The sequence below is a fragment of the Clostridium hominis genome, from assembly GCF_014287825.1.
GTDB classification, from domain to species: Bacteria; Bacillota; Clostridia; order Clostridiales; family Clostridiaceae; genus Clostridium; species Clostridium hominis.
Map to the genome: position 1 here is coordinate 79,224 of NZ_JACOOO010000015.1, position 16,884 is coordinate 96,107.

Genomic DNA, 16,884 nt, shown 5'->3' on the forward strand with positions numbered 1-16,884 from the left:
TACAGATACTGCTTACGCTTAAGACTCCATGATCTGTATCTATTATTTTTTGTGCGCACTTTTAATCAATTAATAACTAATTAAATAAAATAGGAAGCTTTCTAAAACTTTCAACTCTTACTACATTAGTTACTAAATTTTCTCCTAATGTAATCTTCAAGACTCCATTACCTTCATCTGTTGGTGTTGGAATAACGAAACTTCCACTCATTTTTGTATCAAAAGTTTTAGTTATAGTTAAAGCTCTTGTATGACCTCCAACATTAACGATATATTCTGCTAATGCACTAGGATTTCCATTTTTAAACTGCATTATATTTATTTTATAAGAATTAGCATTAGCATTAAAAGTAATATTAATATCTCCATCTTTTGAAAATTCAGTAATTCTATTTTCTAAACCGATATTACTTTCCCTACTTTTTAAAATTAAGCCATCGATAAACTCTTCATACATAACAAACATTCCTGTACTAGTAGGATGATTAACTCCATTCCCGCCATACGGATATCGTGTTGGATAATAACCACTTTCGTTAAAGATATATTCTCCTAATAAATCTTCATCATTTAAAATAGCTTGTGATTTATATGGCATAAATTCAACTAGTTCAGCTTCTTTGAAACTTCCTTTACCAACTTGGAATCCTAGATTAACTAACTTTATATTATCGAAAAATTCAAATTCATTTTTATTAAAAATCTCTACTTCTTCAACTTTAACAATATACTTTCCTTCATAAACAATAGCTTCAATTGTTGGATATTGATTTGCAAAACCTATATTATGAGTTTTAAACAATCCATTATTTATATAGCATTTTACATTTCCCTCATTGATCTGAACTGATAATTTTCCTATATCTACTTGTGATATATTACCTGTTGAATTCTCCATTTTAACTTTTATTTTTGCAAAAATACAATCTATATTTTTCCTACAATAACCTTTATCTTGACTAATAACTGCTATAGAGTTTTCATTCATAAAATATCCACCAGATATAGTCCATTCATTCATATACCTTGTTCCTGTTGATAAAAGCTTTCTCTCATCTTCTCCATCTCTTAAAACCTTATGCTTACGCCCTATATCCATTAATCCATAGCCTAAACTTTTTGTCATATATCTTGTTATCCTTGAATTATTTAATCTTAAAGTGCTGTCTGTATACTCTTTACAAGGTAGCCAATTAGATTGAAAAATAACGCTTGGAACTTTAGAAAATGTTTTAATAAAGGTATCTAAATTTGTTATGCTCTCTTTATGTTTTCTTGCAGTAGTCGGGTTCATTCCAAAAGCAATAAATAATAAATCAGGCTCTTTTTCTTTAACTAATTCTCTCCATACCTTCCCCGTATCTTTATAGATATAAGAACTATCTTGTGCTTGCAAAATAGTTCTTCCACCATACCCTAAATTAACAAAATTAAAAGTTACATTTGGAAAACTTTCTTGTAACTTCTTACAAAACAAATTAAAATATGTCCCTTCTTCAGACAATGGATTCCCGTATTCTGTTATACTATCTCCCCAAAATACAACAGTACAATTTCCTAAATTTATAGCTTTTAAAAATTGTTTTAAACAACTTTCTGGAATATCGTTTAAAATATTTTGATTTATAACTACATTAGGATTCGCTTTAGTATCCAATTGCGAACCAAGTTCGTTTAATCGGGGAGTATATAATTCTTCTAATTTACCACTTTTATCAGCGAATTCTCTATTCCAATCATCAATTTCTTTCAAAGCATTTAATAAAGATCTAAACTCATTTGAACTTTCTACTGCAGCATTAGAATTAATTTTCTTTATTACTTCCATCTCAAAAGGTATAGATGTTAACTTTTTATCCCCTTCTGTTATCATAAGCTCTAATTTAACTGTTCCAGCTATAGCCAACATTTGATTAGTAAGTTCAAGTAAACAAAATCCTGTAGTGCTATGCGTTACAGTTAAATCATTAAATATAACTGCTCCATCTGGTTTAACTCCATATACTCTTACACTTCTATCAGTTAAATTAAATGGTACAGCTCCATCGAGCAATTGAAAAAGCAAGAATCTACTTTTAGTATCATCTTGCTTCGCTACGATCTTATCATATAATCTTCTATTTATATCTAGTTTAATTATCTTCGTGTTCACAAACTACCTCCCCAAGCTCTTCTAATGAATAATTAGATATATCTTCTAAATCAGTATAGTTTTCAGGATTAAAGAACTCTTCTAATCTCTCATTTTCAAAGTGTCTCTTTTTTGCAGTTACGACATATTTAAAGGTAAAATCCTCTCTATCGGATTCCACAATAAAATAATCTTGAGTCTGCTCTTTAATTCTATAATCTCCCCATCCTTGCTTTAATATTTCAATTGTATAGTCTATATCAGTTCTAACTGCTTCTTTGAAAATATTATCTAAAAGTATTACTCTTTCATATGTGTTTTTATCAGTTTTTTCTACTGTAAATACCTCCATACTTCTATCAGTTAAATAACTTTCGCAATCCTCGACGCAATAGAACAATCTATCTCCATAGTTTTCAGTTTTTTGAACGCAGTTTTTATTACCTAGTACCGTAAGATCACCGTTAGTATGAAGCTTTTTATCTACAACCAAACCATAATCGCACCAAATTCGTTCAACATCCTTTTCTTTATAAAGATAAGGTCTATTTCCATTCCACAATGTAAAGCTCCCTTGCTTTACATCAAAATAAATGTTCCCCTTCTCATCTGCAAAATATGTTCTATCTCTTAAATTGCATACTCTCTTATAAGATGTTTGTTTGTCTACTACAACAAATTCATTTAATGTTTTAAATGCAAAATTATTATTTGATGACTTATATATACTATTTTCATCATATCCAAACCATAATTGACTACCACTAAACTCTGTTTCAAGAAATATAGTAATAGGTGCCCTTGTAAAGTTATCTATATTATCTTTATCAAATCTCATATATGAGTAGAATTCCCCATCTTTTTCGTATGCTAACGAAAGATAGCTACCAATCCTATTAGCTAAAACAATGCCTGGCATATTCTCATTATTATTGAATCTAGCCGAATACATTTGCCCTATTGGATTACCTTCTCCATCCCAATCATAGAACATTATAGTTTGTCCTAAAATATCTATAGCCTTTTTACCATTCTGTTTAAATTGAATTCCTTTTGAAGTATCACTTAAATCTAATTGAATACTACCATCAATACTTTCTAGAACTCCACCACGTATCCTGTCTGCTAACATTGTTCCAGCAACGATTAAATCAGCAAAAAATCCTTTTCCAGTTCCGAATGTTCTCCAGTTCCAATCTCGACCATCTGATGTTCTTTCACTTGCTATCATGAACCCCATAGTTCCATAACACATAGCCCCATAAGTCGGACTGTTTGGATCTAAATCCTCACATAGTAATGCTCTTACGTCTTGCTTCTGCGCTATATCCTTCATAGCTCTCATTTTTACATTAATAGCATTTAATACTCCAGCAACTTCAATAGCATTTACTGTCCCATCATTATTTAGTATTCTATTTAAAATATTATCTGTATTATTTTGAGTATCTATATAGTTTTCAATATAATTTCCTAAAGTTATATTTTTAAATTTCTCTGATATACAATCATATACAAACTTAATAACTCTAGTTTTAATATTTACTCCTATATCTATATGTTCAACCCCTACAGTATCTCCTAATCCAACCTCTAAAAGATTCTTATAATCTTTATATTTTAATGTATTCTCTAACTTAGCTACTTCTACATCTATTTGATATAATAGCTTATCAATACCTTCATCAAACATCTGCTTACAAGCTTCTCTCAAAGCTTCTTGTGCTTCTTCTAATGTATTATATCCTTCTTCATCTTCTGGACTTTCTTTAACTTTAATATGGTCAAATTTAATTACATCAGCCTTTACTTTTCTGTACTTATTTATAAGCGGTGAATCAACATAATGTTCTGGAATTGTTATTCCATTAAATCCAACTGGTAGTATTCTTGTGATGATGCCATCAATATTAGAATTTTCTTTTAAATCTATTAAATCTTGCCCATATCTAAATGTAACCCCATACTCCCCACCAGTTCTTTCATTCATGTATACATGAAAGTTATCTACATCAAGTTCTCCACCCCATCTATTTATAAATGAGTTCTCATCATCTGAAATAAGAGCTTCATTTGCTATATGTTTTCTAATGTAATAAGCAGAATTTCTAGTTATTATATTTGAATGTCCTGTAAAGCCAGTCCCCTCTAATATTTTATTTAAGGCTTCTTGCCCAGTAGCATTGGTTGGTCTACAATCTATCAATATTTCACTTGCTAAATCAAAAAAGATATGTCTAGCCTTACACGTTACGCCAGTCATACCTTTTTCTTTATCATATATATAAAATAATTGTCCCTCTTTCTTCCAAGGATATGGAACTCTAAGTATATTATCTTCAACAATATACTTCCATCGCCCCTCTTTATCATAGGGATGTTCTAATGTAACTTCTATAATTCCATTAAGCTCTACTTCAAGATCACAAAGAGAAGGCTTTAATATCATATCTCCATTATAATCAAAATTACTATTTGATTTGTTATAAATTTCAATCATCTAATTCCTCCTCTTAATAAATAGTCCAGTTTGGTATTATAATAAAACTATCAACTCTTCCACCTGAATAACTTATAGTATTTTCTCCTAATTTAAGTCTTGGATGTCTGCCTTTAATATTATTATTTTGAGGTGTTTTATCTGTTTTATAACTTAATCCCAAATAACTATCTATAATAATTTCTTGCCCTACATTAGCCTTTATAGTATCATCATTTATTTTTATGGTTACAAGTCCTTCACCTTGTATTTTTATTATAGGCTTACTTTCTAAATCTCCTGCATTATATACTACAGCTTCATTATTTATTAATATTTCCTTTTGGCCTTCCATTTCATAAGCAAATGGCTCACAATTAAGAGTAACAGTAAAAAATTCAATTCCTACATCCCTTGTACTTTCAGTTACTACTGCATAGTTAACTCTATAAAAAATATTTGGATTGTCTGAAAAGATTAGCTTATTATCTAATATACAATTAAACCATCTTTTGCATCTTCTAAAGGCTTGATGTGGATTTTCGCTTATAAAGTTAAAGTCTAATGTTATTTCTATGTCATCGTATCCATCTTCTTCATATTCATTGCCATCTCTCCCTGTAGCCGATATTGATTTAATTCTCTTTTTAGGAGATGGTATATCATAACGCTTTATTATATCAATTCCAAGTTCAAGTGAACTGGCATTATTAAATATCATATTTAATTTTCTATACACGTCTAAATCCTCCCCCATTTAAAACTTTTCTGTTACTTCTTATTTTAGGTAATTGAGATATAACACCTTTAGTAGTTTTACTAATTAAAGCTTCACCATCAATTTCATTAGTTAATTCAACTTCCATAATAACATTACTTAAGCCAGTTATAATTGCGTCTACTAATTTGTTCCCAAATCCATCAGTATCAAAATTAAAATTAATATTTTGCTTATTCATACTTGAATTTAAATTATTAGTAGCTTTATATAAATCATTAAGCCCTCTGCTAGAATAAGTGTTTGCATTGTAATAACTACCTGATTTTGCGATGCCATCAAATCTATCATAAGTTACTGGCGTTTCCTCAACCTCTGAAAGTGATCTAAATGGATTAAGTTTACTTATTGTACCTACAATTTTATCTCCTATGCCACTTATGAAATTCCAAGCCCTTCTAAATGGACTTGTTATAAAATCATAGACATTCGAAAATGCAGTTTTCACAGTATTTTTAACATTACTTGTCCAATTAGTAATTTTACTTAAAATATTATCTATAGTGTTAGATACGTTACTCTTTATCTCATTAAATTTATTTACAATGTTATCTCGTACTTGCAAGATACTACTTGAAATTTTATCTTTTATTTCTATAAACTTTTCTATTGTATCTGTTTTGAAATTTGTCCATAAATTATCTGCCCAAGTAACAAAATTGCTCCAACAAGCAGTTATATCATCCCATTTAGCTATTAAAGCAACTCCAATAGCTATAAGTGCTGCAATAACTCCAATAACTAGCAATATAGTTCCTGTAATAGGTAATGTGGCAACATTAAACGCTCCCATAGCAATTGTTAATGTTCCAATAGTACTAATAATAGGCCCTATTATAGCTAATAATGCACCTAAAGCTCCTACAATTATTAATATCAATCTCGTTAATTCTGGATTTTTTTCTATCCATTCACCAACTTTCTCTATTACATTTACTATTTTTTCAATTAAAGGTTCTAATACTGGTAATAATTTTTCTCCTATAGTTCCTTTAACTTCATCGATTCTTTCGTTTAAATACTTAGATTTCATTCCAAATTCTTCTGCTTCTTGTGCTGCTAACCCAGATGCACTTGACCCTTGCCTAACAATTTCATTATAAGCTGCCATCATTTTTTCATTATCGCTTAATTTATTCCAACTCTTACCTAACGATTGGACGAATTCACTATTTTCAAGGGTACTAGCTGATAAATTTATCCCGAATGCATCTAAAGCTTCATAATTTCCCATAAGACCTGATTTAAATCTTCCCATAGCATCATCAAATGGCATATCTGTTACTGCTGCAAGATCTGCAACAAGATTCATTGTTTTATCACTTAAATTTACACTTTCTTCTGCTGTAAATCCCATATTTTTATAATATGTAGCTATCGAAACAGCACTATCCTTATACTGCTTTTCTGTAAGTCCTATATCCTTCGCTAATTTTGAATTACTTACTATAGCTTCTTGAACTGTTTTATCTAAATTTTTCATTAGAAAATCTGTTCCAGCAACCTCAGCACTATATTCAGACCCTGCCTTAGTTAAATCTCCAACTACTCCAAGCATAGCTTTACCTGTGTCACTTGCTTTATCTCCTATATCTTGCATGCCTTGACCTATTAAACTAAGTCTAGCTCCAGTTTCTTCTGCTTTGTTAGTTGCATCTTCCATACTATCAGACATTTTATTTAATCCATCAGAAGCTTCTTCAGCAGTACTACCCGCCCCTTTAATTTCTTGACTCAATTCATTTAGTTCTGTCTTAAATTTTTGAGATTCCGCCTCGGTTTTATTTATAGTCGTTTTGATATTAACTAATGAATTATCGGCATTTATAACAGCCTTTCTTTTACTTTCTAGAGCCTTTTCCGATGCCGATAACTCCTTCTCTAATTTTTTTACTGCATCTGATGTTGGCCCATAAGCTTTAGTGTAATCATCTATCTGTGCTTTAAGGGATTGTACTTCTTTTTCCTGTTCTGAAAAGGCTTTAGTTGCATCATCTAAAACACTTTCACATTTTTTTAATTGAGTAGAGTATACATCTAGCTTCTTTCGGGAATTCTCATATTGGCCACTTATTAACTTTAATCTTGCTACTTGCCCTTCTAAAGTTTTATCAAAGTCTTTTGAACCTGCAGCTGCTTTTTGAAAATTAGATTCTAATAACTTTGTATCTTTAACTATAGAATTAACTTGCTGTTGATATGTTCCACCCTTTAGGGCCAATTTTACTTCTAGCTTCTTCTCTCCCATAATAACCTCCATTCTAGGTTATTTTAAAACCTTATACTTTTTGCTCTCTTCCTTTGTTGCTATTGTATTTTTCTCTTTTTTAGGTTTGTTACTTTCTTCATAAATATCTAACTGTTTATATAAAAATCTTAGGCTACTATCCCAAAAGTCAGCATCGCTCCATTTTAATATAGTTCTAGCCAAAAAGTATGCATAATCTATATCAATTTCGTCTATCTCTTCCTTGGTTTCTTCTTTTTTTTTGCTTCTGGAAGGTTATCTGGAAAAATTTCATCTATTACAGGCATAAGTTGCTCTATCACATCTAAATCATCATAATCTTTAAAGAACTCATACCCAAGAATTTTGTTACTTTCCTTTTCTCTTATTAAACTACACAACAGTTTATATATGATATTTAAATCTTTATTTTTCATTTTCTTCATAGCCTTTAATAATCCGATATTGTTAGTTATTTGAAAGTGATTTATAGCTAATGTATCTAATGTTGCTATGCATTCAATTCCTCCAATATTTAGCTCCACTATTTTCTTTTTATTTAACGTTATACTTTTCATATTTCACCTCATAAAAAGCGCATAAATTAATATGCGCTTGAATAATTATTTGTTAAATACTGGTGCAGTGAAGAAGTTCTTAAATTCTGTTTTAACGCCTTCATCTTCACTAGCATTAACTTCTTTTTGATCCATCAATAAATCTACTTCCCCTGTTGTTGGTAATGGAATTGCTTTACCACTATAAATGTACGTTTCCCCATCACTTTCAACGTCATTTTTCTGCTCATCTCTAGATAAACCAACATTATATAGCACTCTTCTTCTAACAGTATCATCATCCATAACTATTTCATAAGCTAATGCTATTGCAAGTGGTGTTAGTCCAACTGTAGTTACCCTTTTGCAATTTTTATATGTTGCTCCTGTTATTTTTGCATCTACTGATGGTGGTGTATTAGAGGAAAGTTCTAATGTTACTTCTACACTATCTAGCCTTTTTGAAGATTTCTCAATCTGCATATCAGCCTTATATTCTTTTTCTGAATAATTATTTTTTGTTTCAAGTGATACTGCCCACTTTAATGGTACTGCTGCATCATATGTTACATCGGGACTATCTGCTGTCATAGGAAATATAGTTACATTTCTTATTCCTAATTCTCTTGCCATAATATCATTCCTTTCTAAAATAAAAAGAAGTCCTAAAAAAGAACTTCTAATCTCCATATATTGATTTAATTACTTGTCTATTATTATAGTTTGGTACTTCAAATATTTTCTTACAATGTCTACACTTAAATGTTACCGTCCTATCCTTTTTGCCTATTAAACAACTCCAAAGAGCTCCAAAAATAACTAAAGGCACTAAAATTATAGCGGGCCATAGATATAGAATTGATAAAATAGTAAATATTATTACTAAAATAGTAAGTATAGCAAACCTTTTTATAAATTGTTTATAATTTATTTTTCTATATGTGTTATGCCCTTTACATCTAGGACATTTCATATAATACCACTGCATCATATCACCTCTATATAATTCCTTTGTTTAAATTATATAGTTATATAGTATTTTTTGCCATATACTTTTGAAAATTCATAGTTATTTGATACAAATCTACACCTTCTATGATCATAGGTGAATTTATAACTATTTTTCTGAATCCATTGCTTTCTAATATACTTTTCATTTTATTTATTGTGCTAGAAATGTTACTGCTAATCATAATATTAAAATAGCAATCATACTTTATAGTTTCTTCTGTATTATCTGCCATATGCCCTTTATACTCATTGAATGAATATACAATACATTCTTCAATATCTTGTGGCCGTTTTAAATAATAACTAGGTATTCCCATTCCTCTTAGTATTTCTGCAATATACTTACTCACATTATCACCTACTTTAATATTCTATCTATTTCATCTGCTACGGTCTTTTCAAGAATAGCTTCAGCTTTTTTATTAGATTTTTCAAAACTATCTGTCATCCACCCAACATTTGCTCTAACTATTCTGCCTTTAAACCTTCCTCTAGCACCTTTGTTTTCATATCCAAAGTGCTGAAACCAAAGAGCTTTAGTTTCCTCCCAATTATTAGAGCTAATTCCACAAGCACCCCAAACACTTCCACCTTTATATTGCTTTAACCTTGTAATATCTAAATGCTCTGCACTATCTCCTGTATCTTTGGGAGCATCTTTCTTCATTTGGTCTAGCATCTCATCTAGTCCAGCTTTTACGGCTTTCTTTCCAACCTTATTACCTACATTACCTAATAATTCAAGAGTTCCAAATAAATCATCAAAACCACTAACTTCCATTGCCATTACTCTATTACCTCTCCTATTATTTCTAATAGTATATCAAGCTCCATAATATTATTTAAATGTTTTATATTGTAATATATACCTTTATGAAGAATTCTATCTTTTTTAGAAATCTTAATTTTTCTTGGAGCTCTAATTGTAAACTTAGTTGTAACCTTTGATGTTTCTCCTAATAAGGCTATAAACTCCTTACCAGTTGTATTAGTTATCTTTGCTCTAGGTTTGATGAGTACTTCCCATCTCTTAATAGGTATATTATCATCATCAACTTCTTTTTCATTATTGGAACATCTTTCAATTATTATAGGATGTCTAAATTCTCCTGGATTAATTTTTAATCTCATATAACTTCCTCCTATAATAGATTGAATGAATGCATATCTAAAATTGATTGAACAACCGTATTAACTTTATCATTTTCAACGCTAAACATTCTATTTTCGAACATTTCATTACATAATATCATGCTAGCTATAGCTATCTCTTCGTATTTGTCCAAATCCTCTACTGTTCGTCCTGTATATGACTTTATATATCCTTTTGAAGCAGCTAATATTATAGTTAAATTTTTAGTATCTTCATCGTATGCATTACAATACTCTTTAATATCTTCTACTGTTATTTCACTAAACTTCATTAAGTTTCACCCTCTTTTCTTCTTATATGGCTTTAATAAAAGTTTTGGAGTATGTACTTTTTATACTCCAAAACTTTTTCTTGAAACTATTAATGAAACTTTAAATTAATTAAAGCTATGAAGCCATTTCTAAAACAGCAACCTTCTGATTATCAGTTACTTTTGAATCAAATTCAAACCAAGATACAACTCCAATAGCATGTTGAGTAGCATATTTTTCTTTTAAGATTTGAATTTCTATATTTTCTCTAAAATTTACTGATAGAGCTTTTAAATCCCCATAAACTATTACTTTTGCATCATTTGTCATAGTTGCCATGTTATCAGATAAAAATACTGGCTTGCCTAATAATCTATATGGGAATTCTCCTGTTATATCATCTTGTAATAGATATCTATTATTATTGTCTTTAAGTTTTTTTATTGCAGTAAATGTAGAACTATTCATTATCCAGCAAGCGTTTTGCTGATATACTTGTTTTACTTGTGCTTGTAGATCAATTAATTCATCTGCTTTTATAGCATCTGTAGCCGCAACTTTTTTAATATTTGATGTAGCAGTTATTCCTTGTGCTGCGCTAGAACCACTTCCATTTAACAATTCCCCTTCTAAAAATGCAGCTATTTTTTGAGCCATTTCAGAAACTACAAAACTTACTACATCAACTTGTGAATTAGTTATAACTGATTTCCCTATAAGTGATAATGCTCCTGCTAAATATCCACTTAAATCTACACTTGTAAACTTTCCTGCATCTGCTGTAAGTTCTGTAAACTCTTCTTGATATCCAACTGTTATATCGTGTGTTGTATTAGCTTTTGACCACACAGGAATTTTAAGTGTTCCCTTTACACTATATAAAGTTGCTCTTGATAAAATAGGCGAAATATCCTTTACCTCTTTTATAATTCTATTCGCTATAGTAACAGGAATAATAGCTCCATTATTCCCAATAGTAACATTTTGCTCTCCTGAACGTGTCTCACTTACTTGCCCTCTAATAAAAGCTTCAAAAGTTCTCTCTTCTTTTTCTTTAGCAGTTTCTTTGTTTCTTTGTTCCTTATTATTTAAAGCTCTTTCCTCTTCTATTGCCGCCAATGTCTTATCTATCTTTTTGATCTCTGATTTAATTGCTTCAAACCTAGTTTCCTCTTCATCTGTCAATGTTCTTGTTTCTGCTTTAGCTCCTTTTACTATTCCATTCATTTCATTTAACAAATCTGCTCTTTGTTCCTCTAATCCTTTTTCTTCAGCTAAAGTTCTAAATTCTGGCATCCTTTTTCTTATCATATTCTTTTCCTCCTTAATTTTAAGCAAAATAAAAAAGCCTTGTTTTAAGACTTTTTAAAACTTTCTATTTCATTTTCATACTTGCTATAATCAATATTTGTTCTTTCTTCTTTATTTTTAGATTCATCTACAATTATAGCTTTAAAATCAATTACCCTATTTTCTGTTAATATCTCTTTATCATCTCTCATTTCAATAGATGTAGCTGAATATGCTGGATTTCTTGTGTTATCTACTATAGTTACTTCAAATAAATCTAACTCTTCTACTGTTCTTTTTTCATAACCATTTTCCGATGTTTCCCAATGGTCCTTTTCAGCATAAAACCCAAAACTCCAGCCTCTTAATTGATTGTTTTTAGCCTTCTCTATTACTTCTGAATCAGTAATCGTACATATTGCTCTTAATCCTATATTATCCTCAAATAATTCAAGATTTCCTTCTTCAGTAGAACCAAGTTTTCTCTTATCATTATGATTTAATAATAAATCAACATTAGCTCTTCTTTCCAAGCTTCTTTGAAATGCTCCAGGCTTTATTTTTTCTACAAACCTACCTTTCACAGAAGGAATAGGCTTACTTTCTCTATCAACAGCATTTACATAACCATCAAGGATTACACTGTTATTGCGAATTTCTATTCTCATTACTTTCACCTCCCTTCAAATTTGATACTTTATCAGTATTTGGAGTATATACCTTCCCAGTTTTTGTATTATATAATACATCACTTAAGTTTAGTAAGATAGTATCTTCAAATAACTCCTCTGGTGGTAAATCCTCCTTATATCTAACTTCATTTATTCCCATTATTTTATTTTTGATTGCTATTTCGTAAGCTTTAAATCGCTTCTCTATATCTCCTTTTAACAGTTCATTGGCATCATATCCAAAATAAAAAGACTCCTTCTCTTTTTCTAGAAGTAAGTCTCTGTTTGTACTAGATATTAAACCATTTAAAATTGGTATGATAGCCATTTTAAACATCTTATCAAAATCGCCTTCATTAGCTTTTCCATCACCAGTTATTATACTCGGTGGTATATTAAGTATTTTGCATATTTCAGAACCATTAGCTAACTTATTTTCATTCATTTGCATTTCTGTTGGAGTAGCTTGACTTTCCTTGAAATTTAATCCTTTATTTAGAACTACACAATTTTCAGAATTCCCAGAGTACATATTCTTCCATTGCTCTTTTAGTTCAGTAATAGATTCTTTAGAAAGCGTTTTTTCTGATTCAATAAATCCTTTCTTATTCCCTCCAGTTTTGCTTAATATATTCTCATACTTAAGCGAATTGTATACAACTGATAATAAAATTGAATTTTCTTCTATAATTCCATATCCATCAGCTCCATTATCGCTATGTCTTAGTAACCTTATAAAATTATATGGTTTATATGTATTACCACCAATTAAAACATCATAATTTTTAAAAATAGGATCTACATTTTTATTTATATCAATATCACTTTCTTTAATATAATGTAAACTAGCAAACTTTCCTTTTTCTTTATTTATATAACTATATCCATTCCCCATCAACAAGTAATCTATTACCATCGCCTTTTTCATTTCAAAAGCAGTCAATGTATCTCCAGTTTCTTCATTTAATAATTTAATTCTTATATCATCCTTTACTTCTTCAACATTCCCATCAACTTCTTTATATAATTTTATAGGTATGCTGGCTACTATTGATGATATCAATTCAACACATCCTGCTAAAGTAGGTATATTTAAAGCTTCTGTTCTAGTTATATTATCCTCAATCAATCCTGCTGCTAATAATAAATCTTTTAGCCCAGTACCATCTTGCTCTAAGGTTGACCGTTCTTCTTTTTTTCCTTTCCAAAACTTCAAATTCATATTATTACCAACTTTCTATATAACTTGTATAGTAAAACCATCATCTTCCGATAATAAAATATCTTCTTGTAATAAATATAATGCATCCACTATACTCATTACTAAATCTATTTTCCCTTTACTTTTCTTTTTATTAAGATACTTATTCAAATTTGTATCTTCTGTTTGCCTAGCATTTACAAAATTAATTTCTAAAAGGAGATTCTCATCATAATTAAACTTCTTATTTAATATGGATTCTTTTAGTAACTTAATTGGTGCATGAAGTATCCTACTATGCTGAACTACCTCAACACATTCTATTCCCTTTGCTTCTAATTTTTGTGCTGATGATAAAGCATTTCTTCTATCATATCCAAGTTTAACTATATTAACCTTATACTCTTTTTCAAGTTTTAAAATAAAATCTTCAACAAATCCATAATCAATTACTTCATCACCACAAGCAAAACAATTTTTCTTGCCTATTTGCTCCATATAATTAATATCTTCTTTTTGAGATTTAATAGTTATTCTTTCCTTTGGTATAAAGGCCCAGCTTTTAGCTATTATCTTTCCATCATCATAAGCTAACATAGATACTGCTGTATTATCATCTGTTTCTGCTAAATCAACACCAATATATACATCTCTACCTTCCCAATTAAACTGTTTTATACTACAAGGTTTCAATTGTTCAATATTGATAAATGCTTCTCCACTATTAGCTGGCATAAAATGATTCATGCTCTTTGTTAAATACTCTTCAACTAAATTCTCTTGCTCCTTGGCTCTTTCCCTATCTTCTCTGATACTCTTATAATTTTCCTCTATTCTTAATGGATTAGCTTGATACATTCCAATGTCATCCCAAAGATGTTCTGAATCAGCATAGTATAACAATGCAAATTGTCTTTCATTTTTTATTAGTCCATCAAATACTTTTCTCATATAATCTAAATCTGGTTGCATTATGGAATTATCTATAGCATAGGCTGTAGTCGTTCTAAAAACTAATGGATTAATTACATTTCTTTGCCCTGACTTCATAGCAGTAAAATTGCTATTGTCACTAAAGTTTGCATGTTCATCACTTACAAATGCCGATGGTCTAATAGAATTGTTCTTGCCACTCTCTGCTGTTCTAGGTTCAAAGAAACTTTTAGTAATCTTACATTCGATTCTTCCTGTCTTAATCTTAGACCAAGTAAAATGTTTTGATATTAATGGACTTGCATCTAATATCTGTACCATAGACTTTCTAATTTCAGCTGCTAATTCCCTAGTTAAACAAATACTATAAAACTCTGAATAATCTTGTTCTGTTAGCATTAATAATAAAAATACTAAACCAACCAGAGCAGTCTTAGCATTCTTTCTAGATATATATAAAGTAATATCGTTATATCTAAACTTATCTGGATTATCTTTAAATCTCCATCCAAAAATATTAGCTAAGAAAAAGCATTGAAAATCTGCTAAATTTTCTAACACTTGCTTTCCAGCAACAAAGCCAGTAGCAAAATTAAATAACTTTAATAGATTGTTTATGATCTTAAGCTTATCTTTGTCGAAATAAAATTCAAACTCCTCATTATCTTGCCTTTTTAAATCTGCTAAGAACCACTTGCATTGAATCATTACTTCCTTTGTTGTTATTTCTTTACCAGCTACAACTCTTTCTGCATATTGGATAGCTCTATCAAATAAAAACATTATTCCCCTCCTTTGATAGCTTTAATTACAGCATCTTCTTCAGCATTCTTTGTATTTATATTAATATTAGCTATCTTTGCTCTACTTTGTGGTGATAGACATAATTCGTTGCAACATCTATAGAAATCTTTATCATAACTATCTTTTTTAGACATTATCTCTTTATTAAATAATGCCTTTGGATTCTTATTGACTATACTTTCTATATAGTTAAGTCTATCTATTGCTATTGCTGCTTTAGTAAGTAAGAATATATCTAAGTTACTTAATATTTCACTTGCTTTAAGCTCTCCAACGATAAAATTAAAGAGATAAAGTTGACTTTCTGTTAATTCCATTGATGGCTTTAACTTATCTGCTTTACCTCTTATTAAGTCCTCTTTCTGAACTCTCTCATAAATTTCTTCTTTTGTTTGTGAACATTCAGTTAGTACTTTGGCTGATTTACATGGTCTCGCCAAAACTAAACACCTCCTAAATTTTTAAAATATATTTCGACCTCAAAAACATTTCATTTTACAGAATTTTTTTCTTCTGCTCAGGACTAGTAACTGTCGGTTGCCTTGTGTGGATAATTACGAAATACCCGGGGGCTACCTATCATTATTATGTCTAGCTATTTCCTTTAAATATGACTTTTCTATACTTCCATCTTCTGCTCTCTCATGATGATAGATGCATAATGTTATCAAGTTATCATCATCATAGAATAGCTCTTCATTTTCTTTGTATGATTCAATGTGATGTACTTGTAGTTTCTTAAACTCATACTGCCCAGTTGGATTAAAATAATCTTTTCTAATGCACACTTGACATAGACGATTATCCCTATCCTTTATATCTTCTCTTTTCTTTCTCCATCTATAAGTGTTTCTTAGATCTCCTGCTCTAGATTTATTATAAGTAACTCTCCTAGCTCTTTCCTTACATTTAAACTTTGTATCATGAACTCTCCCACAATACATACAACTCTTTAATCTAGCCATTATCTATGCTTTAAACTTCTATAATCCTAGAGTTTACCTCCTTTTCTTTTAACTTTAATGCCTTCTTATCATTCTCTACTTTGTTAGGATCATCTTTCCATGATGCTTTCTTTCTATTATTTAACCAATACTTTTGAGCCACCACATCTGGTCTAGCAAACTTCTTAACTTTAGATATCTTAACATCTTCCTTTACAAGAACAATACCATCATCACCTTGAATCTCTTCTTTTACTTTGGTTGCAACTTCTTCATAGTAATGATATCCAGTGCAACATTTAAACAAGGCATCTTCTACTTGTTCATTTCTTGCTTCCTTAACTTCATCTATTGCCTGCTTAAGTTTGGAATTATTATTTTTTTTGGCCTTCCATGCACTTCTTGATATCCCTAAAAACTCTATGATTTCTTTATCCTTGCAACCGTCCTTAAG

At 30.0% G+C, this 16,884-nt stretch carries 19 protein-coding genes; all 19 read right to left on the reverse strand.

Annotated features, from left to right (window positions below; all coding sequences use genetic code 11):
* Window positions 1–76 precede the first annotated feature (76 nt).
* Window positions 77–2,152 carry a BppU family phage baseplate upper protein gene (locus tag H8S20_RS08175; protein WP_186859801.1) on the reverse strand — a complete coding sequence of 692 codons (2,076 nt, stop codon included), beginning with the start codon at window positions 2,150–2,152 and terminating at the stop codon, window positions 77–79.
* Window positions 2,133–4,631, reverse strand: coding sequence for a phage tail spike protein (locus tag H8S20_RS08180; protein WP_186859802.1), 2,499 nt, complete (start codon window positions 4,629–4,631; stop codon window positions 2,133–2,135). Before H8S20_RS08180 ends, H8S20_RS08175 begins: the two co-directional genes overlap by 20 nt.
* A 13-nt stretch (window positions 4,632–4,644) precedes the next feature.
* Window positions 4,645–5,349, reverse strand: a complete 705-nt coding sequence (locus tag H8S20_RS08185; protein WP_186859803.1) for a distal tail protein Dit — start codon at window positions 5,347–5,349, stop codon at window positions 4,645–4,647.
* Entirely contained in the window at window positions 5,342–7,636 is a 2,295-nt protein-coding gene (locus H8S20_RS08190; protein WP_186859804.1) for a phage tail tape measure protein, read from the reverse strand. The genes H8S20_RS08185 and H8S20_RS08190 overlap by 8 nt, the downstream gene beginning before the upstream one ends.
* 18 nt (window positions 7,637–7,654) lie before the next feature.
* Entirely contained in the window at window positions 7,655–7,819 is a 165-nt protein-coding gene (locus H8S20_RS08195) for a hypothetical protein (RefSeq protein WP_186859805.1), read from the reverse strand.
* A 29-nt stretch (window positions 7,820–7,848) separates the two neighbouring features.
* Window positions 7,849–8,193: a hypothetical protein gene (locus tag H8S20_RS08200; RefSeq protein ID WP_186859806.1), complete on the reverse strand. Its 345-nt coding sequence runs from the start codon at window positions 8,191–8,193 to the stop codon at window positions 7,849–7,851.
* Between the two features lie 45 nt (window positions 8,194–8,238).
* Window positions 8,239–8,805, reverse strand: a complete 567-nt coding sequence (locus H8S20_RS08205) for a major tail protein (protein WP_186859807.1) — start codon at window positions 8,803–8,805, stop codon at window positions 8,239–8,241.
* A gap of 46 nt (window positions 8,806–8,851) precedes the next feature.
* Window positions 8,852–9,163, reverse strand: a complete 312-nt coding sequence (locus H8S20_RS08210) for a hypothetical protein (RefSeq protein ID WP_186859808.1) — start codon at window positions 9,161–9,163, stop codon at window positions 8,852–8,854.
* A 37-nt stretch (window positions 9,164–9,200) separates the two neighbouring features.
* Window positions 9,201–9,533, reverse strand: a complete 333-nt coding sequence (locus tag H8S20_RS08215; protein ID WP_186859809.1) for a hypothetical protein — start codon at window positions 9,531–9,533, stop codon at window positions 9,201–9,203.
* Window positions 9,534–9,541: 8 nt separating this feature from the next.
* Window positions 9,542–9,970 (reverse strand): HK97-gp10 family putative phage morphogenesis protein, encoded by a 429-nt coding sequence (locus H8S20_RS08220; protein ID WP_186859810.1) that lies wholly within the window; start codon window positions 9,968–9,970, stop codon window positions 9,542–9,544.
* Window positions 9,970–10,314, reverse strand: a complete 345-nt coding sequence (locus H8S20_RS08225) for a phage head closure protein (protein WP_186859811.1) — start codon at window positions 10,312–10,314, stop codon at window positions 9,970–9,972. Before H8S20_RS08225 ends, H8S20_RS08220 begins: the two co-directional genes overlap by 1 nt.
* A gap of 11 nt (window positions 10,315–10,325) precedes the next feature.
* Entirely contained in the window at window positions 10,326–10,607 is a 282-nt protein-coding gene (locus H8S20_RS08230) for a head-tail connector protein (RefSeq protein WP_186859812.1), read from the reverse strand.
* Window positions 10,608–10,722: 115 nt separating this feature from the next.
* Entirely contained in the window at window positions 10,723–11,898 is a 1,176-nt protein-coding gene (locus H8S20_RS08235) for a phage major capsid protein (RefSeq protein WP_243177571.1), read from the reverse strand.
* A 44-nt stretch (window positions 11,899–11,942) separates the two neighbouring features.
* Window positions 11,943–12,545 (reverse strand): HK97 family phage prohead protease, encoded by a 603-nt coding sequence (locus H8S20_RS08240; protein ID WP_186859813.1) that lies wholly within the window; start codon window positions 12,543–12,545, stop codon window positions 11,943–11,945.
* Window positions 12,523–13,770, reverse strand: a complete 1,248-nt coding sequence (locus tag H8S20_RS08245) for a phage portal protein (RefSeq protein WP_186859814.1) — start codon at window positions 13,768–13,770, stop codon at window positions 12,523–12,525. Before H8S20_RS08245 ends, H8S20_RS08240 begins: the two co-directional genes overlap by 23 nt.
* A gap of 15 nt (window positions 13,771–13,785) precedes the next feature.
* Window positions 13,786–15,465, reverse strand: coding sequence for a terminase large subunit (locus H8S20_RS08250; RefSeq protein WP_186859815.1), 1,680 nt, complete (start codon window positions 15,463–15,465; stop codon window positions 13,786–13,788).
* Complete coding sequence (locus tag H8S20_RS08255; protein WP_186859816.1) at window positions 15,465–15,926, reverse strand: P27 family phage terminase small subunit; 462 nt, start codon at window positions 15,924–15,926, stop codon at window positions 15,465–15,467. Before H8S20_RS08255 ends, H8S20_RS08250 begins: the two co-directional genes overlap by 1 nt.
* Window positions 15,927–16,058: 132 nt before the next feature.
* The gene (locus H8S20_RS08260; RefSeq protein WP_186859817.1) at window positions 16,059–16,451 is read right to left on the reverse strand and encodes an HNH endonuclease; all 393 of its coding nucleotides are present in this window, start codon (window positions 16,449–16,451) and stop codon (window positions 16,059–16,061) included.
* Window positions 16,452–16,461: 10 nt separating this feature from the next.
* Window positions 16,462–16,884: Xaa-His dipeptidase (locus tag H8S20_RS08265; RefSeq protein ID WP_186859818.1), on the reverse strand; the 423-nt coding region annotated here is incomplete at its 5' end.